General features: G+C 48.7%; 20 protein-coding genes and 4 tRNA genes. 11 read left to right on the forward strand and 13 right to left on the reverse strand.

Annotation, left to right across the window (positions count from 1 at the left end; genetic code table 11):
• Positions 1-26: 26 nt before the first annotated feature.
• Positions 27-1,100: a HupE/UreJ family protein gene (locus tag XMD579_RS11525; protein WP_173481098.1), complete on the reverse strand. Its 1,074-nt coding sequence runs from the start codon at positions 1,098-1,100 to the stop codon at positions 27-29.
• A gap of 161 nt (positions 1,101-1,261) precedes the next feature.
• Here XMD579_RS11525 and XMD579_RS06535 point away from each other — a divergent pair, with 161 nt between their 5' ends.
• The gene (locus XMD579_RS06535; RefSeq protein WP_217362054.1) at positions 1,262-3,163 is read left to right on the forward strand and encodes a 5'-nucleotidase C-terminal domain-containing protein; all 1,902 of its coding nucleotides are present in this window, start codon (positions 1,262-1,264) and stop codon (positions 3,161-3,163) included.
• A 181-nt stretch (positions 3,164-3,344) separates the two neighbouring features.
• Here XMD579_RS06535 and XMD579_RS06540 read toward each other — a convergent pair whose 3' ends face one another.
• A complete protein-coding gene (locus XMD579_RS06540; RefSeq protein WP_173481099.1) occupies positions 3,345-3,581 on the reverse strand; it encodes a YdcH family protein in 237 nt (78 codons plus the stop codon).
• 170 nt (positions 3,582-3,751) lie between these two features.
• On the opposite strand from XMD579_RS06540, the gene aroA reads away from it, so the two are divergent.
• The gene (gene aroA / locus XMD579_RS06545) at positions 3,752-5,029 is read left to right on the forward strand and encodes a 3-phosphoshikimate 1-carboxyvinyltransferase (RefSeq protein WP_173483511.1); all 1,278 of its coding nucleotides are present in this window, start codon (positions 3,752-3,754) and stop codon (positions 5,027-5,029) included.
• A 524-nt stretch (positions 5,030-5,553) separates the two neighbouring features.
• On the opposite strand, the gene XMD579_RS06550 is transcribed toward aroA, so the two are convergent.
• The 6 genes from XMD579_RS06550 to XMD579_RS06575 form a co-directional block, all read right to left on the reverse strand.
• Positions 5,554-5,871 carry a BolA family protein gene (locus XMD579_RS06550; RefSeq protein WP_173506105.1) on the reverse strand — a complete coding sequence of 106 codons (318 nt, stop codon included), beginning with the start codon at positions 5,869-5,871 and terminating at the stop codon, positions 5,554-5,556.
• 1 nt (position 5,872) lies between these two features.
• A complete protein-coding gene (locus tag XMD579_RS06555; RefSeq protein WP_173484053.1) occupies positions 5,873-7,219 on the reverse strand; it encodes a DUF3422 family protein in 1,347 nt (448 codons plus the stop codon).
• Positions 7,220-7,229: 10 nt separating this feature from the next.
• On the reverse strand, positions 7,230-7,580 hold the full coding sequence (locus tag XMD579_RS06560) for a hypothetical protein (protein ID WP_173481103.1): 351 nt from the start codon (positions 7,578-7,580) through the stop codon (positions 7,230-7,232).
• A gap of 255 nt (positions 7,581-7,835) precedes the next feature.
• A complete protein-coding gene (locus XMD579_RS06565) occupies positions 7,836-11,249 on the reverse strand; it encodes an SbcC/MukB-like Walker B domain-containing protein (RefSeq protein ID WP_173481104.1) in 3,414 nt (1,137 codons plus the stop codon).
• Positions 11,236-11,955, reverse strand: a complete 720-nt coding sequence (locus tag XMD579_RS06570; RefSeq protein ID WP_173481105.1) for a DUF4194 domain-containing protein — start codon at positions 11,953-11,955, stop codon at positions 11,236-11,238. The genes XMD579_RS06565 and XMD579_RS06570 overlap by 14 nt, the downstream gene beginning before the upstream one ends.
• The gene (locus tag XMD579_RS06575) at positions 11,955-13,355 is read right to left on the reverse strand and encodes a Wadjet anti-phage system protein JetA family protein (RefSeq protein ID WP_173483510.1); all 1,401 of its coding nucleotides are present in this window, start codon (positions 13,353-13,355) and stop codon (positions 11,955-11,957) included. The genes XMD579_RS06570 and XMD579_RS06575 overlap by 1 nt, the downstream gene beginning before the upstream one ends.
• 296 nt (positions 13,356-13,651) lie before the next feature.
• On the opposite strand from XMD579_RS06575, the gene XMD579_RS06580 reads away from it, so the two are divergent.
• From XMD579_RS06580 to XMD579_RS06590, 3 genes are all read left to right on the forward strand, one after another.
• The gene (locus XMD579_RS06580; RefSeq protein ID WP_173506106.1) at positions 13,652-15,916 is read left to right on the forward strand and encodes an Orn/Lys/Arg decarboxylase N-terminal domain-containing protein; all 2,265 of its coding nucleotides are present in this window, start codon (positions 13,652-13,654) and stop codon (positions 15,914-15,916) included.
• A gap of 43 nt (positions 15,917-15,959) precedes the next feature.
• Entirely contained in the window at positions 15,960-16,823 is an 864-nt protein-coding gene (locus tag XMD579_RS06585) for an RluA family pseudouridine synthase (protein WP_173481108.1), read from the forward strand.
• Between the two features lie 90 nt (positions 16,824-16,913).
• Complete coding sequence (locus tag XMD579_RS06590; protein WP_173506107.1) at positions 16,914-17,333, forward strand: hypothetical protein; 420 nt, start codon at positions 16,914-16,916, stop codon at positions 17,331-17,333.
• Positions 17,334-17,391: 58 nt separating this feature from the next.
• Here XMD579_RS06590 and XMD579_RS06595 read toward each other — a convergent pair whose 3' ends face one another.
• The 3 genes from XMD579_RS06595 to ycaO all read right to left on the reverse strand — a co-directional run bounded on the left by XMD579_RS06595 (position 17,392) and on the right by ycaO (position 21,303).
• Positions 17,392-18,039, reverse strand: coding sequence for an LON peptidase substrate-binding domain-containing protein (locus XMD579_RS06595; protein WP_173481110.1), 648 nt, complete (start codon positions 18,037-18,039; stop codon positions 17,392-17,394).
• Between the two features lie 55 nt (positions 18,040-18,094).
• Entirely contained in the window at positions 18,095-19,093 is a 999-nt protein-coding gene (locus XMD579_RS06600) for an ArsJ-associated glyceraldehyde-3-phosphate dehydrogenase (protein WP_173506108.1), read from the reverse strand.
• 464 nt (positions 19,094-19,557) lie between these two features.
• Positions 19,558-21,303, reverse strand: coding sequence for a 30S ribosomal protein S12 methylthiotransferase accessory factor YcaO (gene ycaO, locus XMD579_RS06605; protein ID WP_173506109.1), 1,746 nt, complete (start codon positions 21,301-21,303; stop codon positions 19,558-19,560).
• A gap of 154 nt (positions 21,304-21,457) precedes the next feature.
• Between ycaO and XMD579_RS06610 the strand changes: the two genes are divergently transcribed.
• The 6 genes from XMD579_RS06610 to XMD579_RS06635 all read left to right on the forward strand — a co-directional run bounded on the left by XMD579_RS06610 (position 21,458) and on the right by XMD579_RS06635 (position 22,664).
• Positions 21,458-21,533 (forward strand) — tRNA-Asn (locus tag XMD579_RS06610).
• A 24-nt stretch (positions 21,534-21,557) separates the two neighbouring features.
• Positions 21,558-21,634: transfer RNA gene (locus tag XMD579_RS06615), tRNA-Pro, on the forward strand.
• A gap of 18 nt (positions 21,635-21,652) precedes the next feature.
• Positions 21,653-21,729: transfer RNA gene (locus XMD579_RS06620), tRNA-Pro, on the forward strand.
• A 9-nt stretch (positions 21,730-21,738) separates the two neighbouring features.
• Positions 21,739-21,814 (forward strand) — tRNA-Thr (locus XMD579_RS06625).
• Between the two features lie 89 nt (positions 21,815-21,903).
• Positions 21,904-22,089, forward strand: coding sequence for a DUF6726 family protein (locus XMD579_RS06630; protein ID WP_173484057.1), 186 nt, complete (start codon positions 21,904-21,906; stop codon positions 22,087-22,089).
• A gap of 92 nt (positions 22,090-22,181) precedes the next feature.
• Complete coding sequence (locus XMD579_RS06635) at positions 22,182-22,664, forward strand: universal stress protein (RefSeq protein WP_173481114.1); 483 nt, start codon at positions 22,182-22,184, stop codon at positions 22,662-22,664.
• 3 nt (positions 22,665-22,667) lie between these two features.
• Here the strand turns inward: XMD579_RS06635 and XMD579_RS06640 are convergent, their stop codons facing one another.
• Both XMD579_RS06640 and XMD579_RS06645 read right to left on the reverse strand, forming a co-directional pair.
• The gene (locus XMD579_RS06640; protein WP_173484058.1) at positions 22,668-23,087 is read right to left on the reverse strand and encodes a DUF4426 domain-containing protein; all 420 of its coding nucleotides are present in this window, start codon (positions 23,085-23,087) and stop codon (positions 22,668-22,670) included.
• 11 nt (positions 23,088-23,098) lie between these two features.
• Positions 23,099-23,665, reverse strand: a complete 567-nt coding sequence (locus tag XMD579_RS06645; protein ID WP_173484059.1) for a peroxidase-related enzyme — start codon at positions 23,663-23,665, stop codon at positions 23,099-23,101.
• Positions 23,666-23,686 lie beyond the last annotated feature (21 nt).

Here is a 23,686-nt window from a genome sequence, read left to right on the forward strand (position 1 = left end):
CTTAGACAGAAAGCACGAATTCTGCATTAAAAAATGGCGAGTCGATCAACAAACCAGATCATTCCCATGATACCGATCACCAGTGAAGCCGGAACCACAACAATACGGTGGTAGAGTTTCTCTGAGCTAAACCAGTAAGCGACACCAAAATAGGCAATCAACACCACGGCGAGCTGGCCCAACTCAACGCCAACATTAAAGGCTAATAACGCAGCTACAAAATCATCCGTCGGCATCCCAAACTCCGACAGCATGGTGGCAAAGCCGAGACCATGAAGCAGACCGAAACCGAACACGACGGGAAGACGGAAACGATTAATTTTGGATGAGAAGAGATTCTCTATAGCAACGTAGGCGATCGATAACGCAACCAGAGGCTCTACGATACGAGGCGAGATCGAAATAATCTCCAAAGTACCCATTGCCAAGGTAATCGAGTGGGCAATGGTAAACATCGTAATCTGTAGGGCAATCGGCTTTAAACGACGACTCAGTAGGAAGATACCCAGCACGAACAGGATGTGATCCAACCCTTTGGGAAGAATGTGCTGAAAACCACCTAGGGTGTAAGTTTTCACCACCTGCGCAAAACTCGGTTTGGCAAACACCTCATTCAGCATGAACGGTTCAGTTGGCTTATCCTCTTTTACCCACTGGTGTGACGACCAGTGCCACTCGTTATTGGCCTCATCTACCTGTCTGACTCGAGTCGCATGATCGCCAAACGCCATGGGGTAGTACCAGGTTAGACTTTGAGTCTCCCGGGGGATTCGCCCTTTCAAGATAATCACACTATTGCGAGGCACCTTGGTATAGCCTGGGGGTGGCACGACTAGCTCTTTTAGCTGCAACTCAGCGGGCGTTCCATCAAGCTTCAACTCAACACCCTCTAGGAGCGTCGGCATGAACTTTTTAAACTCCGCCTCAAGCTCTGCCGACTCCATTGCACGGTAATGGTCGTATTGATCTGAGTTAGGCGCCTCTTGAGTGTTTCGATACTGTCCATTGATACCGGTCAGAAGTGCTTCGAGGCTGGCACGGATCTCAATCTCTACCACTTCAGTCGTATTTGCAGAGATCTCTATCAATGCAGGCTTCACAACATCAGCCCTAACTGGGTAGAATAAGGATGTAACTAATGTGCATATAACGAAAATGCCTGGAATTAGTCTCACTGGTATGTCTCTAGTAATAAGCATGCGTGCTTTTGGTGGATTTCAGCCTGTGGGCCCTTTAAGAAGAGTGGGAAACTAAGATAACTATGAATCGTCGTCAACTATTGAAGGCTATGGCCGCCGCTGCTGCAGCAGGAAGCCTACCAGCAATTTACACTTCTCGCGCGCTAGCAAGCAACACTGCTCCAAGCGGATTTTATGATGTTCCAATGGAAGGTGATGTTCGTATCCTTCACATTACAGACGTTCACGGCCAGCTAAAGCCTGTCTACTTCCGTGAGCCAAACGTCAACCTTGGTGTCGGTGATGCATTTGGTCGTCCACCACACGTTGTCGGCAAAAATTTCCTTAAGGAGATGGGTCTTTCAGAGAACTCTCCTGAAGCTTACGCATACACCTACCTTAACTTCCTAGAAGAAGCTAAGAAGTACGGTCGTACGGGCGGTTTCGCACACGTTAAAACACTTCTAGATCGTCTACGCGATCAAGCGGGCGGACGCCAAAACACACTGACCCTTGATGGCGGTGACCTATGGCAGGGATCGGGTACTTCACTGTGGACACGTGGTGTCGACATGGTTGAGGCATCTAACATTCTTGGCATCGACGTTATGGTTGGTCACTGGGAGTTCACCTACCGTGAAGAGGAAGTTCTTTCGAACGTTGCTCTGTTCAAAGGTGACTTCATCGGTCAGAACGTTAAAGTACTAGAAGACTCACTGTTTGGTGATGAGTACTACGAAATGGTTGAGCGTTTCGATGGCCGTGGTCTGTACGACGAAGATACGGGTCATGCGTTCCAGCCATACGTGATTAAAGAGATCAACGGCAAGCGTATCGCCGTTGTTGGTCAAGCCTTCCCACGTACCTCAAACGCCAACCCTAAAGAGTTCTTCCCAGACTGGTCTTTCGGTCTTCGTGAACCAGAGATGATCGAGCTTGTTCAGCAGATCCGTGAAGAGGAGCAGCCAGACGCGGTTGTTCTTGTATCGCACAACGGTATGGACGTCGACATCAAGATGGCTGAACGTGTTCCTGGCCTGAATGCTGTATTCGGCGGTCACACTCACGATGGTGTTCCACAACCGATCAAAGTTAAGAACGTTGACGGTGGCGAATGTTGGGTAACCAACGCAGGTTCAAACGGTAAGTTTGTCGGCTGTATGGACTTCTCGATCGAAGATGGCCAGATCACCAACATGACTTACAAACAGCTACCTGTTATCTCTGATTGGCTTGAAGCTGACGGTGAGATGGAAGCGTACATCAACCAGATGCGCCAAGGTCGTTACGATGAGAACATCATCGAAGCGCGTAACAAGAAGTGGCAGAACAACCCAATCCGTGTCGGCAAAACCTTCGAAGAGATTCTTCAAGAGAAACTGGCTAAAGCGGATCGTACTCTTTACCGTCGCGGTAACTTCATGGGCACTTGGGACCAAGTTATCTGTAACGCACTTCGTTGGGAGTACAAGGCAGACATCGCACTATCAGCCGGCGTTCGCTGGGGTACCACTACTCTAGAGGGTGAGTGGATCACAATGGAAGATGTCATGAGCCAGTGTGCAACAACCTACTCTGAAACTTACGTTCAAGAGATGACTGGTAAAGCGATCAAAGAGATGCTTGAAGGTGTTGCCGACAACCTATTCGATCCAGATCCATACCTACAATCAGGTGGCGACATGGTTCGCGTGGGTGGTCTTGACTACACCATCGATCCAACCAAACCACTTGGCCAGCGTATCTCTGAAGTACGCCTAGACAACGGTGAAGTGATTGCTGATGACAAGAACTACAGCGTCTCTGGTTGGGCAACTGTTAACCGCACACCAGAGGGTCGACTACTCTGGGATATCATTGCTGACTACCTAAAAGCAGAACGCGATGAGAACATGGTGATCAAACTACCTAAGGTGAACAACCCTAAAGTGGTGGGTGTCTCTGACAACCCAGGTTTCGCTGACTACCCAGGTGATTGGGCATAACAGCCTACCCCATTAAAAAACCCGCCTAGTGCGGGTTTTTTATTGCTATGAGAAACCTGGACAAATAGCAGTTCAGAATATCGCGACCTTTTTAAGATCGCTCCAACAAAAAATTGAAGCAAAAAAAAACCCGCCTAAAAAGACGGGTAACGTTCAAGCAACGAAAGGACAATGAAAAGGGTTAACCCTGAAGCATTTTGAAAAGCTCATCTTTCAGTTCAAGACGACGCTTTTTAAGTTCCTCTTCACGACTGGTCGTGGTCGGTTCAACTTCAGCTGCAGCAAGCTCAGCCTGCTTAGTAATTTCGTGGTACTCATCAAACAGACGAGAGAAGTGGTTGTTTGATGTTTTAAGCTCATGAATACGTTCGCGATACTCTGGAAGTTCATGAACTAGATCGTGGTGTTCTCCGATCATTTTTTACTCCTAATTCCATACAGTGTTGATGGTTCTAATATGCCCTACTCTTCTCCATCGTCCATTGATTGAAATCAATTAAAACGAATCTCTCTGAACAATGGACTTAACAGGCGTTTACCTGTACCTTTTTCGATCCTTTTTTGGCGATCAACTACACTTTTAAGATTATGGAAACTCTTTCACTCCAACCTCGCGATTTTGCAAACGGTGACGTTCAACTGCCAGGCTCAAAAAGCCTATCAAACCGAATTCTTCTTCTAGCTGCACTGGCGGAAGGTGAAACCAAGGTAACCAACCTGCTAGACAGCGCAGACGTTACCCATATGCTGAATGCACTAAAAACGTTGGGTGTCTCTTATGAGCTAGCTGATGATCGTCGCTCGTGCGTTGTCACCGGTGTGGCAGGTCCTTTCAAGCAGCAAAGTGCTGAGATGTTCCTGGGCAACGCCGGTACTGCAATGCGCCCACTAACCGCCGCACTTTGCCTAGGTTTAGGTGAGTTCACACTGACCGGTGAACCTCGCATGTACGAGCGCCCTATCGAAGATTTGGTTGATGCTCTTCGTCAAATTGGTGCTGATATCGAGTACTTAAAAGATGAAGGCTACCCGCCGCTAAAGATTAACGCTCAACAATTGAAAGGCGGACGTGTATCGATTCGAGGCAACATCTCGAGCCAGTTTTTGACTGCCCTACTGATGGCCGCACCGATGGCACAGCAGGATTTAGAGATCGTTGTTGATGGTGAGCTGGTCTCTAAGCCTTACATCGATATCACCCTGCACTCGATGAAGCTGTTTGGTGTTGAGGTCGAGAACAACAACTACCAGAGCTTTGTCGTTAAAGCCGGACAGACTTACCACTCGCCCGGCGAAGTGATGGTTGAAGGTGATGCTTCATCAGCCTCCTACTTCCTAGCTGCAGCGGCTATTGCTGGCGGTACGATTCGCGTCTACGGCGTCGGTTCTGAATCGGTACAAGGCGACAAAGCCTTCGCTGAAGTGCTCGGTAAGATGGGTGCTAAGGTCACTTATGGCCCAACTTGGGTAGAGGTCTCTAAAGGCGAACTGAACGGTGTAGACCTGGATCTGAACGCCATTCCCGATGCTGCAATGACGATTGCCACAACCGCCCTGTTCGCAAAAGGCCCTACGGCCATTCGCAACGTCTACAACTGGCGCGTCAAAGAGACCGATCGCCTAGCCGCAATGGCAACCGAGCTTCGTAAAGTGGGTGCGGAAGTGGTGGAAGGCGAAGATTTCATCGAGATTACACCACCAGCCGAAATCCAGAGCGCCGCGATCGATACCTACGACGACCACCGCATGGCCATGTGCTTCTCACTCGCCTCGTTCGGCAACAGCGAGATCATCATCAATGACCCGGGCTGTACCAGCAAAACCTTCCCAGAGTATTTTGATCTGTTTGCTGAGGTTACGAAGTAACCTGCCCTTTAGGTGGTGACTGGCTTTCAGCCTGTCACCTCTACTTTAAAACATTCTACTCGCCTAAAGGCGGCCAGCCTTACTTTTTGGTCAGCAAAAAGTAAGCAAAAACTGACCACGCTCACTCGGCCTGCGGCACGCTCCGTTCAATGATTTTTCACTGAAGTCCAATAGGACACTGCAAACCGTTAATTGCTCCTGCATTAACGGAATACATGCCTTCCATGGCAATAAGTCGGCTCCTGCCTCCGTTGCAGACTTCGGCCATCCCGGCCTCAGCCGATTGAACTCTTAACCGTAAAAAATCATCGTACTCACTCTCGATCGGACGTGGACGATTGGCACGAGATTTGAGTCAGGCACATTGTTGGAGCGGTCTAGAAAAGGCCGCGATAGGTCTTAATGTGAATTTAGCTATTAGCACCGGTGTCTGGCTTTAGCCTGACATCCACTTTCCCAGCGATTTCCAGAAAGGTAGTAAAGCTAACCTGCGGATGACAGGCTGAAGGCCTGTCACCGAAACACTACTTATCCTGCTTTGAACCACCCATACACTTGGGGCTGTCTGGAACTAAACCAGACTTTTCGGCCCACTCTGCTTCGGTGTATAGATGCATTGAGAGTGCATGAATGGGGTTTTGCATAAGGTCTGACAGCAGACCAAAAATGGTTTGATGGCGCTGAATTAGGCGCTTACCTTCAAAATCATCGCTAACGGCGACGAGCTTGAAGTGAGTATCCAAACGGTTACCACCGTGCATGTGGCTTTCGTTCTCTAACTCCATGTGAACTAGATTAAGGCCTTCATTGAGAAGGGTTTGGATCTGATCTTCTACTGACACCTTACTGATCCCCTTTCGCTGTTGATTCGGTTTTCACTTCAGCGAGTTTCTTAAATCGGTTTTGAATTTTACGAGTAATGAACCATACCGCACCAATCACCAGTGGGACAGAGACACCAGTTGCAAGACTCTTATCGAAATCGACACCGGCACCATGCACCGCATCAATGAGGTACTTGACTAGGCCAACTGCGTAGTAGCTGATCGCAGCAACCGACAGACCCTCTACCGTATGCTGCATCATTAGCTGTATCTTGGATCGACGATCCATGGAGCTCAGTAGCTCTTGGTTCTGGTTCTCAATCGCCATCTCAACTCGGGTACGCATCATATCGGCTGCGCGGTTTACACGACGCGATAGGTCGTCGAGTCGATTGTGCATGGTCTCACAGCCACGCACAGCAGGCGTCAATCTACGGATCAAAAACTCTTTCAAGGTCAGGTGACCAGAGACCTCATCCTCACGCAATTCATCCAATCGTGCCGCCATAACATCATGGTATGAGCGGCTAGCATTGAAACGGAAGGTGGTTCTCGCACGTTCAGCTTCAATATCGGCCGATAGGTTGATGAGCTCTGTCAAAAGCTGACTGTCATCTGAGTTATCACCCGTTGACAGGCGACGCGTCAGATCGGCCATTCGATTATCCATATCAGCAACAACCGGTGACAGCTTACGCGCTTCGCGAAGACCGAGCAGCGCTAACAAACGGTAGGTCTCAACTTCAATTACACGCTGCACCATTCGGCCCATCTGCCCTTTCGACATGCTGTTATTGAAGATTAGGAAACGGCCAAAGTTGTCGCTGTGCGTTCTAAATGTCGTCCAGATTTGTGCTGCACCATTCTGTGGCAGACTGCCGATCATCTGCATATCATCGAGCTGAGAGCGAACATCTTTGGGCTCTGGTAGTTCATCACCCTGAATGTTCTGAATGCGCATATGAAAAGCGGCTACCGCTTTACCTGGGTAGTTACTTAACCAGCCGTCTGGCAGTCGATCCAACGCCGTTGTGAAAAAGGGTTGTGTCGACGCTACCCCTTCACGTGAATCGGTGATGGTCAGTGACGTAAACTCGAGATGCTGCTCCCAACGGATGCGCAGATCGCCCGCTGTGTAGATATTACACGCCTGATCCACTCCGTCGTGTTCGATGTTGAGGGTATCTAGCAAGCGCTGGATGTGCTGACTCTGAATGGCACGCTCCTGTTGGTTTGCCAGCACCGCAATGTGGGTAATACTGGCATCCCCTGAAATGCGCTGGAACGGGCGCGAGTGCAGCTCGTCATAGAGCCAATCACGGTCTTCATGCCATTCCAATCCGTGTTGCTGCTGTGCGACAACCATCAGAGACTCCTTACTCTATATCCAGATTAGCCCGCATCAGGGGCTGATCGCTCAAATCAAAACTCATCAGTTGTAAATCGATGTCAAACCAACTCTTAAAGAGATCAAGCGAGAGCGGTTTGGGCCAAAAATCCTGAAACTCATCCCAGGCAGAGAGTTCGTTCTCAAAGATCGTCAACCAGTGCTGTTCAATCTCTGAGGTGAAATCCTCATCAGAATCGACCTCATCAAAGAGGTAGAGGTTGGCTTCACTGCGCAGCTCCTCTAGTGAAGGAACCGGCTCTTCTGAGCCCGCCAAAAGCCACTCATGAAAAGGAGCCTTGGGTTTAATGCTAATACCCGAGCGGTTGATCAAACGCATAGACTCTCCAATACATAGATTTACTTATAACCATATAACCTGACTATACCGCAGTTGCACAAAGGGAGCACTAGTAGATTTCGCTGAGTGGAAAAGGAACAATAAAAAAGGGGTCTGACCTGGGCCAGTCCCCTTTTCGGGCAATCGATCGCCTCATCTTCGATAAGGTTCCGACACTTAAGTTGTTGGAGCGATCTTAAGAGGCCTCGATTAATACCTGTTGGAGCGGTCTCATTGAGGCCGCGACGCTATTTGTTAAAGCTCCGCCGCTTCCTCTTCTGCCATTACCTTGTAAGGGTGATCAGACGCCAATAGCGCTTTACCAAGATCCGTTGGGAACTCGACATCAATGTCGACCACACGACCGTCACGACAGACGTTAATGATAGTATCCATGCAAGTACTGAGCAGAGAGTACTTCTCATCCGGCGCAGCAATAATGGTTTGGAGACCCAAATCACTCATGAAGCCAAGCGAGGTAACGGTGTTCTCTGAATCCAGCTTGTTGAACGCCTCATCGAATACCGACAGGCTGAAGCCACCAACAGGCTTACCATCACTACCCTCTTTTAGGCGGTAGGTCGCACCCAAGGCGGCCGCCATCGCGACGTAGAACGGTACCTGGTGCTCACCACCGGAACCGGTCTTGATACGCTGCGACAGGGTTGTCTTACGATTGCCGTCAAGATCTTTAACCACCAACTCGAAGTTGTAGAAGTTACGGTAGTCCTGAAGCAGACTGCTCTCGCCTTCATCTTTAAGTACTTCGTGAATTCGTTCTAGAGCATCCTTGTGCTGCGCATTGTCATCAAACTTCATATCAAACAACGAGCCCACATTGGCAGAATCGAGCTGCGTATAGGCCTCAACCAACTCAAGAATGTCTTTCAACTCAGGGTTAGGTGACATCTCAAAGCTGTACATCTCTTTATGGAAAGGACGGTTCTTCAAGTGCGAGTTTAGCTCACGGATCAGATCACGAATCTTATTGATCTGGTCATTCAGATGGGCCACGAAGTCAGAACGGAAAGCAGACTCAGCCTCTAGACGAGCTCGCTCGGCCTTCTCTGTGTACTCTGCCAATTCAGATTCACGGAGTGCCTCAACGGTCTCGTTAACGTAACCCTCGAGATCTTCATGACTGGAGTCTGGTCCAACCTTATCCAACTCATGGTGAGTCAAACCGCCACCGTGGTGACGCGCTTTATACTGTGCAACGGCATCACGGACACCGTTCTTTTTCTTCTCATGCAGAGCCAGTTCAGACTGAGCTTTCTTGGCCGCTTCGAAGATGATGCGTTCCAACTCACCATCACAGCTCTCATCGAGGTAGTCGCGTTTCTCCTGCGCAGACTGAGCGTCGAACTCATTCTTCGCTTCACAGGCTGCACGCGCTTCAGCATGCTCTGTTAGATCGGTCTCTAGCACCTCTAGCTGAGCAGTATCACGGATCAGGCCTGTACGGGCTTTTTGCAGCTTATCCATCAACGCAGCTTGAGTGGACTCGGTCTCTTTCTGCTTAGCCGCCAGATCGGCAATGCGCTGCTGAATACCGGTATCGTCATGGTTACGGAGATCGACAATAGTCTGCTGGTACCCTTCAATCTGATGCGTCAGTTTCTTACGCTGTTCTGTCAAATCAAACAGAGGCTCGTTCACTTGAGACAGACCGCCATCAAGGCTTATTAACGCATCACGTAGCTTCTCTAGAGATTCGTGCTGACGACCTAGCAGTGTGAACTCATTGACCAGCTGATCGACCTGCTTGCCCTGCAGTTCAAGTTGATCACCACGACGACGAATACCCATAATCGGTGTCAGTTCATTAATCGATGTGGTTGAACCCTCAGTCTGCAACATGCAGTCATAGGTCAACGCACGCTCCTGTTTCAAAAGCTCCGCTTCCGTCTCAACCGCCATGACACCGCCCAGTGCGCGATTCATAAATGCGCGGGCATCGTCAGAGTCAGACTCGATAAACTGAGCCAGAGAACCTGGCTTAGTGCGGTGTAACCAGTCACCCGATTTAGTGGTGTTGATGATACGACAGCCTTTCAGGTGACGCCCTTTACGGCGGTAGAGTGTAATCGCCTCTTTGACACGATCAGGATCGACGACCAATGCTTCGCGGCGAGCACCTAAGAAGGACTCAATTGCAATGCGCCACTTGTCATCGGTAATATCAACCAACTCACAAATGGGTGTTGAGTCGATACCGTACTCACTCAACAGCTCCATCAATTCAGCCGTGTTACGACGAACGGGGGCGCGCCCCTGCTGAAGCTGTTCTACGGCACTCTTCTGGTTCTGTATCTGAGCGCGCAGTTCAGAAATACGGATAACTGACTCTTCATAACGACGCGACACTTTACGACGAACGTTCTCAATCGACTTACGCATTGCGTTTAGCGTGTTATCGACGCTGACAGGATCTGAAGGCCAAGCGTCTGCCATTAGGTTTTCACCCGAGCGCCAGATCTCTGATGCTTGATCCACCAGTGCTGCAAACTCTTCAGGCAAGAACTCACGATTCTGATTAAAGCTCACCGCTGTGCGCATCAGCGAGTAGGCCTTCTGAATGCGCTCTTCGATGACATTGAGTTCGTGTTGACCAACGCGTATAGAAGATTCCATCGCGTTAATCTGATGCGCAGCATCGGTGTTGTTTAGCGCTGCACGTGCGTTGGCAAGATCCTGCATAACCTGATTGAGATCAGCACCAATATTGGTTAGCTCTCGCTCAACTTCCGCCTCTTGCTCTTGCCACTTCTCTAGACGCTCTTCAGCCTCCTCTTTACGAAGGTCGGCGCTTTCAAAACGTGACTCGTGAACAACCCACTCGTACTCGACGGCGTTTTTGATGTTACGACTGATACCCTGGCAGAGCTCTTGTACTTTAACCAGTTCATCAATACGGTTAGCCACATCACGCGTCTTCTCCTCCATCGCTCGATACTCATCCAGCGATTTACGGAAGGCTCCGACATGCACTACGTTCTCATCCAAGACAAACTCGCGAACGAATCGAGTCGGACTATCAATGGGTACAAATTTAAGAGCGTTTTTGAAGTTCTTGATGAATTTGTCATCGTCATTCGGCATCGCTGGATCGTGACTCAAGTGGGTCACAACCTCACGAATGTAGCGGCTTGCACGCTTCTCTAGCGTCATATCCGGACACTGTTTAAGCAGGCTTTCACGAACTTCATTCCAAGGACGCGGCATACGACCACCGCCCTCTTTTCGACTAAAGTCATCCAGCGAAACAGAGAAGTTAGGCAGAATAAAGCGACCCAAAACCTCTTCATCTGGGCTGGCGGTTGATGCACTGATCGCAACACCAATACAGCTCTCTTGTGCCGTCTCAGTATCAAAGAAGCTCATCGCCAGATAGCTGATAGAATCTTCACGGGCACTGTTGCTTTTACCACCATCATCCATAAAACCGAGACAGTAGGTGCGCAGTGAACGCTCAGACTTTTCACCCGCCGAGGCGTTAAAACTTAAGTGGCGCTTATGGCCACCCATCAAAATGGTCTGCATGGCGTCCAGTAGTGACGATTTACCTGAGCCGTTAGGACCTACAATCGCGACATTACCTTTGATCGGGATCTCTTGAGCACCCAATACATACCAGTTAACTAGAACGATGCGATTAAGCTGTTTCATCGTCAGACTCCTCTACTGCACCCTTCTCTTCTGACTCCACTGACTCATCAGCTGGCTCACTCACCTCTTCGATCGACTCCTCTGGAGTGTCAGCAATATCATCCATCAAGGCCGCATCAGCGCTTTCGATGTCACAGAGCGCCTCAAGCTGTCGGATGTAATCTTCGACCACCACTTGACGAATGGTGGGGTAGATGCCGATTGGAATGTTTTTAGGGTCGGTCTCATTCGCCTTGCCGCGTTCAATCAAACCGTGACGTGAGAAGAGCGACAGGATCTCTTTTAGACGCGTCTCATTAGGGATCTCTTTACCGGTTAAACTCTCGTAAGTGCTCAACAGATCATCAGACGTGGTGTACGCCTTACCGCTCTCTACTTCGAAATTTTCCAGTTTCTGTTCATACATTTGACGCATACAGAGCATCAACAGAGACTCATCGAGCTTCAATCGCATGACTCGCTCTTCACCCTGGGGTAGCACACCCAAATAGGCTTCATCAGGTTGATAGACCAGAGACCAACCCAGTGCCGCGAACAGGTTACGGAAGTACTCCATATTCTGCGAAATAAGGAAATAAGTATCACGCTGTGCAGGGCGATCCGCATAGAGGAACTGGTTTGTCAGTAGTGAGTTTGCAGCGCGAACGAAATCGGCTTCTGTACTCTTTTCATTGCGCGTCAGCGCTTTTTGTAAATCACCAAGCATCAGGCGTTGTTCCTGTGTATTTTGAAACCACGGCACTCCACCATATCGGCAACGCGCACGTACTCTTCATCAAATTCTATTTGGTAGCGTTCAGCTGTCTTACGCGCTTTCTTACCTAACGAATTTAGGTGTCGCACATAGCTGAAGCAGATGTAATCTTCGATTGAATCAATGGTAAATTCAGACGCCGAGACCAGGGTTTCACCATTTAAAAAGTGACGATCTAGGTAGGCCTCAATTCGATCCACTTTCACCTCACGGCGTGCCTTCCACTCTTTGAAGAGCTGACGCATGTAAAGAACCTTAGGATCGATCTGCTGTTGGGTAATGACTCTAGGCGCTGTCTCAACACGTCGACGCACTGGCGAGCGAATGGACGAAGGCGAGATAAAGCCATACTGATCAAGCGACTGAACCGGTGGTATCTCCCGACCATCTTTCTCCGCCAATTTGGCAATGACACGCGACAGTCGAGCCGCCATACCCGGCGTTGTCTTGTCCATGTAACGAACTGTGTCGGCTACCCGTTTCTCTAGCTGGTAACGGAAATCATCAATGATCGCCAGACGCTGGTCGACCGACTCGAAGATCCGGATGATGCGATTGATGTGCTGGTGCACCATCGCTTCCGCAGTTTCAGATTCGATTTCATACTGCATCTGATAGTGCTCAGTCAGCATCTCTACCTTCAGCGTATCGAACTGAAGATCACGCAATAAAGAGAGAATTTGACGTCTAAAACGGAAGGGGTTGTTCTTTGTTTTCAACGTCTTATAGTCAGAAACAAGAATGTGCTCAACGAAACGATCAAAGAAGCCACGGACAATCTCTTGCGGGTTATGCGACTCAGCCAATGATATTTTAAGTTCGCGCAGACCCAACATCATATCGGTCAGGTGTGCACTGAACTCGGCTGCTGTGTCTGCCGCTTCCGATAGGGTAATACCACGACCCACCGGATCATTGATGGCCGATTCCAGAGACGACAGCACGTTAAGAACGGTGCCACCGTAACTGCGTTTTTCCAAACGCGCGATCGAAACCAGGTTACGCAACAGGTAACTGACCGAAGGAGAGAGCAACACATAGGTGCGATAGATCTTCTGCTCTTCCTCTAACCAGCCCGTTTGCACTAGGCGTCGGTAGATACGGTTTGTGTAATCTGCGCTAGAGGTAGGCAGCTCCGCCTCCTCTTCAGACTCAGCCACCCAGCGACGAACACCAAGCTTAACAACGGCATTTTCGATGGTTGAACGGACTAAATCTTTGGCAATAAAGGGGTCTATAAGATCTTCATCAAAGAAGAGATCGGCCAATTCAAGAAGAACAGACTGGTAAACCTGTCTATTCTGCCCAGAGAGCGGCGCAAATATATCGTCTGGTAGCTTATTGAAAAGCACTAAAAATCCACCATTTGAGGGCTGCCCACTCAATAGGCAGCAAATCGAATAACAATCGATTCTAACAAAAAAAGGAGTGCTGTATAGGCCTCTTAGATGAGACTTTGGCGTAAAAGAAAAATCTTTAACCCTTGAGTCAAAAAACAGCCCTCAACCACCCTGCCACAAGAACTGTTTTACCTAACATGAAAGCTTGTTATTATCTGCTTTAAAGCGGGCCAACATGGCCCATCAGTACCGCAGAGTGACCTATCTCACCGAAGCGGATTCGTTTCACCACCTTAAAGGCGTTGTGGATGAAATTTCGTTTCCCTGTCGTCATCATTGACGAAGATTTCCGTTCTGAAAACATCTCTGGCTCAGGCATTCGTGACCTTGCAGCCGCTATTGAAAAAGAGGGTATGGAGGTTGTCGGCTTAACCAGCTACGGCGATCTTACAGCATTTGCTCAACAGGCGAGCCGCGCCAGCTGCTTCATCATCTCTGTCGATGATGAGGAGTTTGATTCGGGTGAAACGGATGATCTGTCCGACGAAGTACTGAATAACATCCGCGACTTTATTACCGAAGTTCGCAAGCGTAATAACGAGATCCCAATCTTCTTGTACGGTGAAACTCGTACCTCTCGTCATGTGACGAATGATATTTTGCGTGAGCTTCACGGCTTCATCCATATGTTCGAAGACACTGCCGAGTTCGTTGCACGCCACATTATTCGTGAAGCGAAAAAGTACCTCGAATCACTAGCACCGCCCTTCTTCAATGCGTTGATGAACTACGCAAGCGACTCTTCATACTCTTGGCACTGCCCAGGACACTCGGGCGGTGTTGCCTTTTTGAAAAGTCCGGTTGGGCAGATGTTCCACCAGTTCTTCGGGGAGAACATGCTGCGTGCCGATGTCTGTAATGCGGTTGAAGAGCTTGGACAGCTTCTGGACCACACAGGCCCTGTTTCAGATTCAGAGCAGAGTGCTGCACGCATATTTGGCGCTGATCATCTCTTCTTTGTCACTAACGGTACCTCGACGTCGAACAAAGTGGTCTGGCACTCAACCGTTGCCCCTGGCGATATTGTGGTAGTGGATCGTAACTGTCACAAATCGATTCTGCATTCGATCATCATGTGTGGTGCGATACCGGTCTTCCTAATGCCAACTCGTAACCACTACGGCATTATCGGACCGATTCCAAAGAGTGAGTTTGATCCCGAGACGATTCGTCGCAAGATCGAAGAGAACCCCTTTGCTCGTGAAGCACTGAACAAAAAACCTCGCGTACTGACACTGACGCAATCGACCTATGATGGCATTCTCTACAACGTAGAGACGATCAAAGCGATGCTGGGCGACACCATTGATACGCTGCACTTTGACGAAGCTTGGCTGCCTCACGCAGCATTCCACAAGTTTTACAACCACATGCACGCGATTGGCGGCACAGAGAGCCGTGAACGCTCTGACGACACCCTGGTGTTTGCAACACAGTCAACGCACAAACTGTTGGCAGGTTTGTCACAGGCCTCTCAGATCCTAGTACAGGACGCTAAGAACCGTAAGCTGGATACCTTCCGATTCAACGAGTCCTACCTGATGCACTCATCGACCAGCCCTCAGTATGCGATCATCGCCTCTTGTGATGTTGCCGCTGCGATGATGGAGCCTCCCGGTGGTACAGCACTGGTCGAGGAGTCCTTGTATGAAGCGATCGACTTCCGTCGCGCCATGGTTAAGGTTGAAAAAGAGTTTGGTGAGAACGACTGGTGGTTCAAGGTTTGGGGGCCTCAGAAGTGGGATGATGAAGGTCTTGGCGATCGTGATGCTTGGGTCATCCATGAAGAAGACACTTGGCACGGCTTTGGCAAGATTGAGTCTGGCTTTAACATGCTCGACCCAATTAAGGCGACCATTATCACACCGGGATTGAACATCCATGGTGAGTTTGATGAGCACGGCATTCCCGCGGCGATTGTGAGCAAATACCTTGCAGAGCACGGCATTATCATTGAAAAAACGGGACTCTACTCATTCTTCATCATGTTCACCATCGGCATCACCAAGGGCCGCTGGAACTCCATGGTGACTGAACTTCAGCAGTTCAAAGATGACTTTGATAACAACCTACCCATGTGGCGGGTTATGCCTGAATTTGTCGCACAGCACCCTGAATATCAGCGCATTGGTCTGCGTGATCTTTGTCACTCACTGCACGACATCTACCGCAAGTACAATGTCGCAAAAATCACGACAGAGATGTACCTCTCTAAGATTGAGCCTGCTATGACACCGGCAGATGCTTGGTCGAAGATGGCGCACCGTGAAGTTGAACGTGTCTCAATCGATGAACTAGAGGGTCGAACCACCGCCATGCTCGTGACACCTTACCCACCGGGCATACCACTGCTTATACCGGGTGAGCGCTTTAACTCAACCATCGTTGACTACTTGAAGTTTGTTCGCGAATTTAACGCCCAGTTCCCTGGCTTCGAAACAGACTGTCACGGACTAGTGCGAGAGAACATAAACGGCGTCGATCACTACTACATCGATGTCGTAAAAGACTGATTCAACAAGACGAGATAACGGCACCTTCGGGTGCCGAATTTTTATGAAAATAGAGTTCGAAAAATCCATCACCACTGAACAAGCCGGCAGCAATGTCACCGACTTTCTGGCGCAAGAGACCGCAATCTCCAAACAGAAAATTAAGGACGCACTGAGTAAAGGTGCCTGCTGGCTGAAGCGTGGCCAAAAAGGTCGTAAGCGCCTGCGTAAGGCCAAGGAGATTCTGCAAAAAAACGATCGGATCTCTCTCTTTTACGATTCTGAACTCTTAGGCCGTAAACCAGAAGGCGCGCAATGTTTGGTGGATGCTCAAGGTTACTCTGTCTGGTTCAAACCAGCCGGTATGGTTGCACAGGGAAATGACTGGTGTGATCACCTTGCCATTACTCGTTTAGCCGAGCAAACACTTGAACCGAAACGCGCTTCGTTTTTAATACACCGTTTGGATCGTGAAACGGCAGGTCTGATCGTGATCGCTCATAAACAGGGTGTTGCAGGCGCCATCTCGCGCGAATTCCAAAACCGTAAGGTTGAAAAATTTTACCGCTGTCTTGTCTCAGGGCAGGCACCCGAGTCCGGTGAAATCATCAATAAACTGGATGGCAAACCGGCCCATACCAAATTCACCCGACTGCACTACAACTCCGATCGTGACTATTCGGATCTCTATGTAGAGATACTGACCGGGCGAACACACCAGATCCGACGTCATCTCAATCAGATCGACCACCCTGTTATGGGTGATCCACGCTACGGAAGTGACAACAAAAACCTAGCAGGCATGCAGTTATTTGCTGTCAAATTGGCATTCAACTGCCCTATTCAACGCCGCAAAGTCACGTTTGAACTCTCCAACGAGTTTTTGAAACAGCACAGCAACTCGGAGTTGTCTGACGCAACGCCTTAACAAAATTGCCAAGACAGTTGGGTGTAGCATCAAGGGCAGATGACAGGCTAAAGCCAGTCACTGGTTTAGCGACTTGGCTTCGGAGCTGCGGTGACTGGCTTTCAGCCTGTCATCCGCCAGACCAGCCACTCAATAGATATCGCCAACCACTGCGCAAAGCCTTACAATACTCGGCTGACCTATTTGGATGAAATCATGTTCGACAAAAAGACCAAAGCCCAGATCCGCGCCGAGCTTGAACAGCAAGTTCAGGATTTTCTGCGCTCTGGTGGCGAGGTTAAAGAGATTCCTCAGGGTCAGAGTGGAGTTCCGCACGGAGGACTGATACGCCCCGTCTTTAATGACGGCAAACCGCGCGAGTCGAGAACCCCCTGCGAGGGTGTGTTGCAGACCATCGATGCAAGACGCCTAATCAAAGAGCGCCCTAAATTAGCTAGAAAACTGAGTAAACCTAAACGCAAAGTCATTTACGACGATTTCGGAGAGCCTATCCGAGAAGTTTGGGAGTAAGAAACCTGCGAACAAGTCCCGCAGAGAAGATGCGAAACTTATTCGCAGATTCCCTAGGTCAGCGATTCATTAAATCCAGTGTGAATCTGAGTCGCTCCACCGCACTCTCCATCTCCAGTGCTTGCTGCAAATAGTGAGCATCAAATCGAATTAATCCAAACAGCTCAAAACTGAACGCTTGTGGCGATTTTGTTAACCACTCCTCTTGATTGAGAATGTCTCTCAATTTATTGGCCGCTCGGCTATCACCTTGCACCATTGCCAGTACACGATGGCGCACCTTATCAACCAGCTCAATCGCTTCTGATAACTCATCTTCAGTCATCTCACGATCAGCCATTGGTTGACACTCATACACCGAGTAGGGAATCTGCTGCAGTGATTGACCCAAACGGTATCGCTGATCGATATGGACATCCACCACTAGACGCCCATCATCTAACTGCTTAATCAGCTCGCACTGACCAGCACTAAACACTGTGTAGGGTCGATAGGTTGCTTGGTTTGTCTGCAACGCCTCTTTCAGAGGCAATCCCGATTTGGCAGGACTGATCTCTTTTTGTGTGTGACAAATCGCTACCGGCATACCTGTCTCCAAACAGTGATTGATCATCTGTCGGTAACGAGGTTCAAATACATGCAACGGAAACACTGTGCCAGGAAAGGTGACACAGTCGGGAATGGGAAAAATGGCGATTTGAGTCACGCAGCCTCCTTAAAGTAGTTAAAGAGATTACGCAACTCAATTAGGGTCGGACTACTTAAACTCGGTGACTGACTTTAAGGGCCAGCTCCGCAGTACGATTCGCGTAGCCCCACTCATTGTCGTACCAGAGGTAGAGCTTCACCTGAGTGTCGTTAACCACCATGGTCGAGAGCGCATCGACGACACTTGAACGAGGATCCGTCTTGTAATCGATCGAAACCAGTGGACGCTCTTCATAGCCCAAAATGCCTGCTAAATAGCTCTCTGATGCGGATTTAAGCAAATGATTAACCTCTTCAACACTGGTCGCTCTGTTGACCTCAAAGACACAGTCTGTAATCGATGCATTGGTTAGAGGTACACGTATCGCGTGGCCGTTCAACTTACCTTTTAGGTCTGGGAATATATGCGTAATTGCCGTCGCCGAACCGGTTGTGGTGGGAATCAAACTGGTACCACAAGAGCGAGCACGACGCAGATCTTTGTGCGGAGCATCAATAATAGTCTGGGTATTGGTAATATCATGAATGGTCGTCATAGAACCGTGTTTAATACCTAAATTCTCATGAATTACCTTCACCGCAGGTGCTAGACAGTTGGTAGTACAAGAGGCGGCTGTCACAATTCGATGCTGCTCAGGGTCAAATAGGTCATCATTCACCCCCATGACACAGTCCAGCACACCCTCTTGCTTGACCGGCGCAGTGACGACGACACGCTTAACCCCTTGATCAAGGTAGGGCTGGAGTGCCTCTTTTGATTTGAACTTCCCTGACGCCTCTATGACCAGGTCACAGCCACTCCAGTTGGTCTCATCAATGGTCTTGTGCGAGCTAACGGCAATGAACTGATCTGCCACCTGCATGCCACCATCAACGGGAAGTGCCTCTCTGCTCCAACGTCCATGAACGGAATCGAAATTCATAAGGTGAGCCAAGGTTGCCGCATCCCCAGCGGGATCATTGATCTGAACAATCTCCACATCCGCACTATCAAACAGTACACGAGCTGTCAGACGGCCCATTCGACCAAACCCATTGATACCAACGCGCATAAAATACTCCTTCATAAGATGACAGAATTATTTCAGCGTTTTGTTACAAATTGAAGACAAATGAATCTTTTGACACATATCAATGCGGCTATATTAGAAAGGCGTAATCTACAGTTAACCAAACAAACAGAAGGAGCAAGCAAATGGCTGCTATTTCAAAAGATCACACACCGGCAACTGTATGGGCACTGGATCTAGTCTTTCTACTGATCGCGATTTCACCCGCCCTAATTTTTGTAGGCTCACTGATCGCAGGTTAATGGTCGATAAGGGTTAACTGCCCATAGGATAAAAGGTCAGCGGATGCTGGCCTTTTTTGTGGAAAAAAAAGCACCCACTGCGGGTGCTGAATTGTGCTGCTAATAATAGGAATCGAACTAGACAGCCAAGGGACAATCACAAATTAAAACTAGCATCTAAATAGAGCCTCTGCGACCGCAACTGTGCTGACTGTCCCTATTGTCTTAATACCGTTTTTCATAAGAACCTGACTTCACATCATGCAAACGCTTATAGACTGTTAGCAGAGAGTGATGAGTGTTTAGGTTAGAGAGTGTCTCATCAAGCCCGGACAGAGCATCGAACAGCTTCTCTCCAGCAATATTAGCCAGAGCTTCTTGGTATAGCGCTTCACCATAGAGCGCAACCAATGGGCGTTCATACTGTTCTCGTTCACGATTGGAATCTATCTCTAATCGTATCAATTCAGAAAGACAGCGGTGCAATTTAATCTCATCGTCTGTTAGGTGACCAAAGTTTAACATCCAGTCAACTTGCTCTAGGGCTAACTCTAACTCGCCAGACTTAAGCGCGAGCTTGAACTTAATATCCCCAATGCGAACACGATCCCAGGGCGAATCAGAGTCCGTTGCGACCCCTAACAGCTTAGCAAGACGCTGTTGATCATCAAATCCACCCTGCTCTAACTCTTCCAACAGATCCAACGCCATCTCCTGATCAAGTTGAGCGGGCGATAACAGTCGTGATCGCAGAGGCGCAGCTAGATTGTTGTTTCGCCAAATTAACTCATCAACAGGATAGATCTCTGACATCCCTGGGACCAAAATCCTGCAACAATCGAGCCCAAGGTGTTGATAGTCAGCAATATAGATCTGTAAATCTACGCCATGAATGATTCGACAGAGCTCGTCAAACTCATTCTCAGAACTTCCCTCTATATTCCACTCGGTAAAGGGGTAATCAGGCTCATCGGCGAACATATCCCATGCGACAACCCCACTGGAGTCGATAAAGTGCGTCTCCAAGTTTTGAGGCTCTGCCGCCTCATCAATATCAAAGGTTGGGTGCGGGAAATCGTTCAGAGAGTCCAAAGCCCTACCCTGCAACAACTCAGTGACGGTTCGCTCCAGTGCCACTTCAAACTTAGGGTGAGCACCAAATGAAGCGAAACAGCCACCATCATTGCGATTAAAGAGCGTGACATTTACCAGAGGGTATTTTCCCCCAAGAGAGGCGTCACGCACATCAACCAAAAATCCTTGAACACGCAGTGCTTTGATGGATGCTTCGATGCGAGGATATTGTGCAATCACCTTAGCCGGAATGCGCGGCAGTGTAATACCACTGGAGATAATGGTGTTTTTTATATGACGCTCAAAAATCTCTGACAGCGCTTGAACGCGCGCTTCAAAGAGATTATTGCCGGCAGCCATACCGTTGGAGACATAGAGATTTCCTAATACATTGACTGGAAACCAGACTGTCTGTTTATCCGACTGACGAACAAATGGCAAAGCGCACACACCTCTATCAGCTCGACCCGAGTTTAGGTCGACCAACATATCGGCACTGAGCTCCTCATCGGGGTCGTAGTGATTTCGGCTGTTTTGATCCAGCAGGCCTTCTGGCCATTGACCTGCAGAGGCTGGGAACCAGCGTTCATTGGGATAGTGTACAAACTCACGATCGGAAATGTCTTGACCGAAAAAGTAATCGGCAAAAAAGTAATTAGTACTCAATCGTTCATAGAACTCGCCCAGCGCACTGGCAAGACAGGCTTCCGGAGTAGACCCTTTACCGTTGGTAAATAGCAGTGGGCAGTGACGATCTCGAATGTGCAGTGACCAGACGTGAGGCACAGGATTGAGCCAACTCACCTCCTCTATGTCAAAACCAAGCTCCTTCAGCCCCTGACTCATGCGCTCGATCGACTCTTCAAGCGGGGCATCTTTTCCTGGAATTCTGGTCATTTTTTGTACTCTTTGTGGGCTAACAGAGGTGTCAGCTAACTTATTATTTATTCGAAAGATTATACCTGAAGAAATAGTAGGAAAAAGTTCAAATGAGCGCTTGACGAAGGTCCGCCCCGTAATTAGTATATGCGCCCTCAGTTGAGCAAACAGTTCCTCGATAGCTCAGTTGGTAGAGCAGTAGACTGTTAATCTATTGGTCGCTGGTTCGAGTCCAGCTCGAGGAGCCAACTTTACTCAACAAGAGAAAAAGTCGGAGTATAGCGCAGCCTGGTAGCGCATCTGCTTTGGGAGCAGAGGGTCGTAGGTTCGAATCCTACTACTCCGACCACTTTTTCTCACTCCTTGTCGGAGTATAGCGCAGCCTGGTAGCGCATCTGCTTTGGGAGCAGAGGGTCGTAGGTTCGAATCCTACTACTCCGACCATCTCTTTGTGCCGGTATAGCTCAGTTGGTAGAGCAACTGACTTGTAATCAGTAGGTCCCGAGTTCGACTCTTGGTGCCGGCACCATTTACTACCTCTTATCTCCGTTCATTTTTTCTTTAAGCACTCTGAGAATATAGCCACTTTTATAAACATTTTTAAGGTATAGTGCTCGCATGAATATTAAGCTCATTACCTTATTCCTTGCAGCCCTGACTCTTCAAGGCTGTGTACTTACTAAAGTCGTGACGGTGCCTATGCGCGTTGGTGGGGCAATCATCTCTGTCGTACCCGTGGTCGGTGACCCAATTGACGAGTCAATCGACACCGTGGCGGATGGAATTGACAAAATCCCGATCTAAAATTGCTCTAAATCAGACAAAGATGTTCTTTTTCTGACACCCTGCCAAACACTCTCTAAAGTACAGGCATAAGACCCAATCTGGAGAGTGTTATGCTACCTGCCGTAAACAATATTCTTTACGCATCAGACATTAATGATGGCTCACGCCCTGCGTTTCGACACGCTGTTAAACTCGCCGAGCTGTACGATGCCAAACTCACCTACTTGCACGCCGTAGAGAAGATCAGTGACGGCGCAGCTGCTGTTCTACAAAATGTCATCGATCGTGATGAGCTTAATGAGTTAGAGAGAAGTGGCTCTGCCCGTTTGATGGAAAAAGTGGAACAACGCATCAAAGCGTTTTGCGAGGACGAGGTTCCAGAAGGGTCCATTAATCCGAGCGACATTGCCACTTGCGTCGATCAAGGCACCCCTTGGCAAGTCATCATCGATACAGCTGACAAGATCAATGCGGATATGATTGTCATGGGTGTTCGGACCCATGCGACCCTTCAGCACATGTTACTGGGCTCAACGTCACGCAAAGTCATGAGCCACAGTGTAATACCCGTGTTGATCGTCCCTTTAAGCTGATAGTTAGCGATTAAACAGACGCTGTTCAAACTGATGATTGAGTTGAGCGTCTGTCTCTTTGAGATCGGTTACAACACTGAATCGAGTCACCTCACCATGGGTGAACGGAAAGTTAGCGGTGTACATGATGCGCATTCCTTCATAAAACTCACGCATCTCTAATACCACGTCTCCTGTTGATCCTGACACTCTTACCTTTGGATCCTCAAATTGATAAGAACCGAAAGTCACAGGATCAACGCAAGTGATCGTCAAGTAGCCCAATGAGGGCTTACGTTCGAATCCATATAGATCTGCTACATGTTCGGAAAGCTCTTCACTCGCTGAAACATAGGTTTTAACCTTACAATCTTCTGCCCATACTCCGCTTGAAACTAGGGTTAAAGAGCCAACAAATAGAGAAGCAATTACCTGTTTTTTCATAACAATCCTTACTAGCGACCTAAACTGTAAAATTCATCATTAGGGCGCAAACTCATGACATTGGCCATGCGATTAGAGAAGCCAAACAACCCTGTGATTGACGTGATATCCCAAATATCATCATCACTGAACCCCTGAGCATGCAGCCTATCAAAGTCTGCCTCACCGACCTCATTAGCTGATTGAGCGACCTTCATGGCAAAGTCCAACATGGCGCGCTGGCGGCCAGTAATATCTGCTTTACGGTAGTTGGCAACTATCTGATCGGCAATCAATGGATTTTTCGCACGTATTCTCAAAATTGCGCCGTGCGCAACGACACAATATTGGCATTGGTTCAGGCTGCTAGTGGCCACCACAATCATCTCACGTTCAGCCTTTGTCAGCCCTGATTCCCGCTCCATAAGCGCATCATGATAAGCAATGAACGCACGAAACTCGTCTGGCCTCCTAGCCAATGCCAGAAAAACATTAGGAACGAAACCGGACTTTTCCTGAACCGTTAAAATAAGATCACGGATATCTTCAGGTAGATCACTTATATCCGGGGTACTAAAAACACTAATCTGATTACTCATTAGAAGAGACTCTTATTCTAA

Origin of the sequence: Marinobacterium sp. xm-d-579 (assembly GCF_013282935.1) — a bacterium.
GTDB lineage: Bacteria > Pseudomonadota > Gammaproteobacteria > Pseudomonadales > Balneatricaceae > Marinobacterium_E.

Bases quoted from the DNA above. Each gene is read 5' to 3' on its own strand.
- XMD579_RS06580 (WP_173506106.1), top strand. From the start codon at position 13,652: ATGAAATTTCGTTTCCCTGTCGTCATCATTGACGAAGATTTCCGTTCT.
- XMD579_RS06535 (WP_217362054.1), top strand. From the start codon at position 1,262: ATGAATCGTCGTCAACTATTGAAGGCTATGGCCGCCGCTGCTGCAGCA.
- XMD579_RS06585 (WP_173481108.1), top strand. From the start codon at position 15,960: ATGAAAATAGAGTTCGAAAAATCCATCACCACTGAACAAGCCGGCAGC.
- XMD579_RS06600 (WP_173506108.1), bottom strand. From the start codon at position 19,093: ATGCGCGTTGGTATCAATGGGTTTGGTCGAATGGGCCGTCTGACAGCT.
- XMD579_RS06640 (WP_173484058.1), bottom strand. From the start codon at position 23,087: ATGAAAAAACAGGTAATTGCTTCTCTATTTGTTGGCTCTTTAACCCTA.
- XMD579_RS06560 (WP_173481103.1), bottom strand. From the start codon at position 7,580: ATGCGTTTGATCAACCGCTCGGGTATTAGCATTAAACCCAAGGCTCCT.
- XMD579_RS06645 (WP_173484059.1), bottom strand. From the start codon at position 23,665: ATGAGTAATCAGATTAGTGTTTTTAGTACCCCGGATATAAGTGATCTA.
- XMD579_RS06540 (WP_173481099.1), bottom strand. From the start codon at position 3,581: ATGATCGGAGAACACCACGATCTAGTTCATGAACTTCCAGAGTATCGC.
- XMD579_RS06565 (WP_173481104.1), bottom strand. From the start codon at position 11,249: ATGAAACAGCTTAATCGCATCGTTCTAGTTAACTGGTATGTATTGGGT.
- XMD579_RS06630 (WP_173484057.1), top strand. From the start codon at position 21,904: ATGAATATTAAGCTCATTACCTTATTCCTTGCAGCCCTGACTCTTCAA.
- XMD579_RS06635 (WP_173481114.1), top strand. From the start codon at position 22,182: ATGCTACCTGCCGTAAACAATATTCTTTACGCATCAGACATTAATGAT.
- XMD579_RS06555 (WP_173484053.1), bottom strand. From the start codon at position 7,219: ATGGTTGTCGCACAGCAGCAACACGGATTGGAATGGCATGAAGACCGT.
- aroA (WP_173483511.1), top strand. From the start codon at position 3,752: ATGGAAACTCTTTCACTCCAACCTCGCGATTTTGCAAACGGTGACGTT.
- XMD579_RS06570 (WP_173481105.1), bottom strand. From the start codon at position 11,955: ATGCTTGGTGATTTACAAAAAGCGCTGACGCGCAATGAAAAGAGTACA.
- ycaO (WP_173506109.1), bottom strand. From the start codon at position 21,303: ATGACCAGAATTCCAGGAAAAGATGCCCCGCTTGAAGAGTCGATCGAG.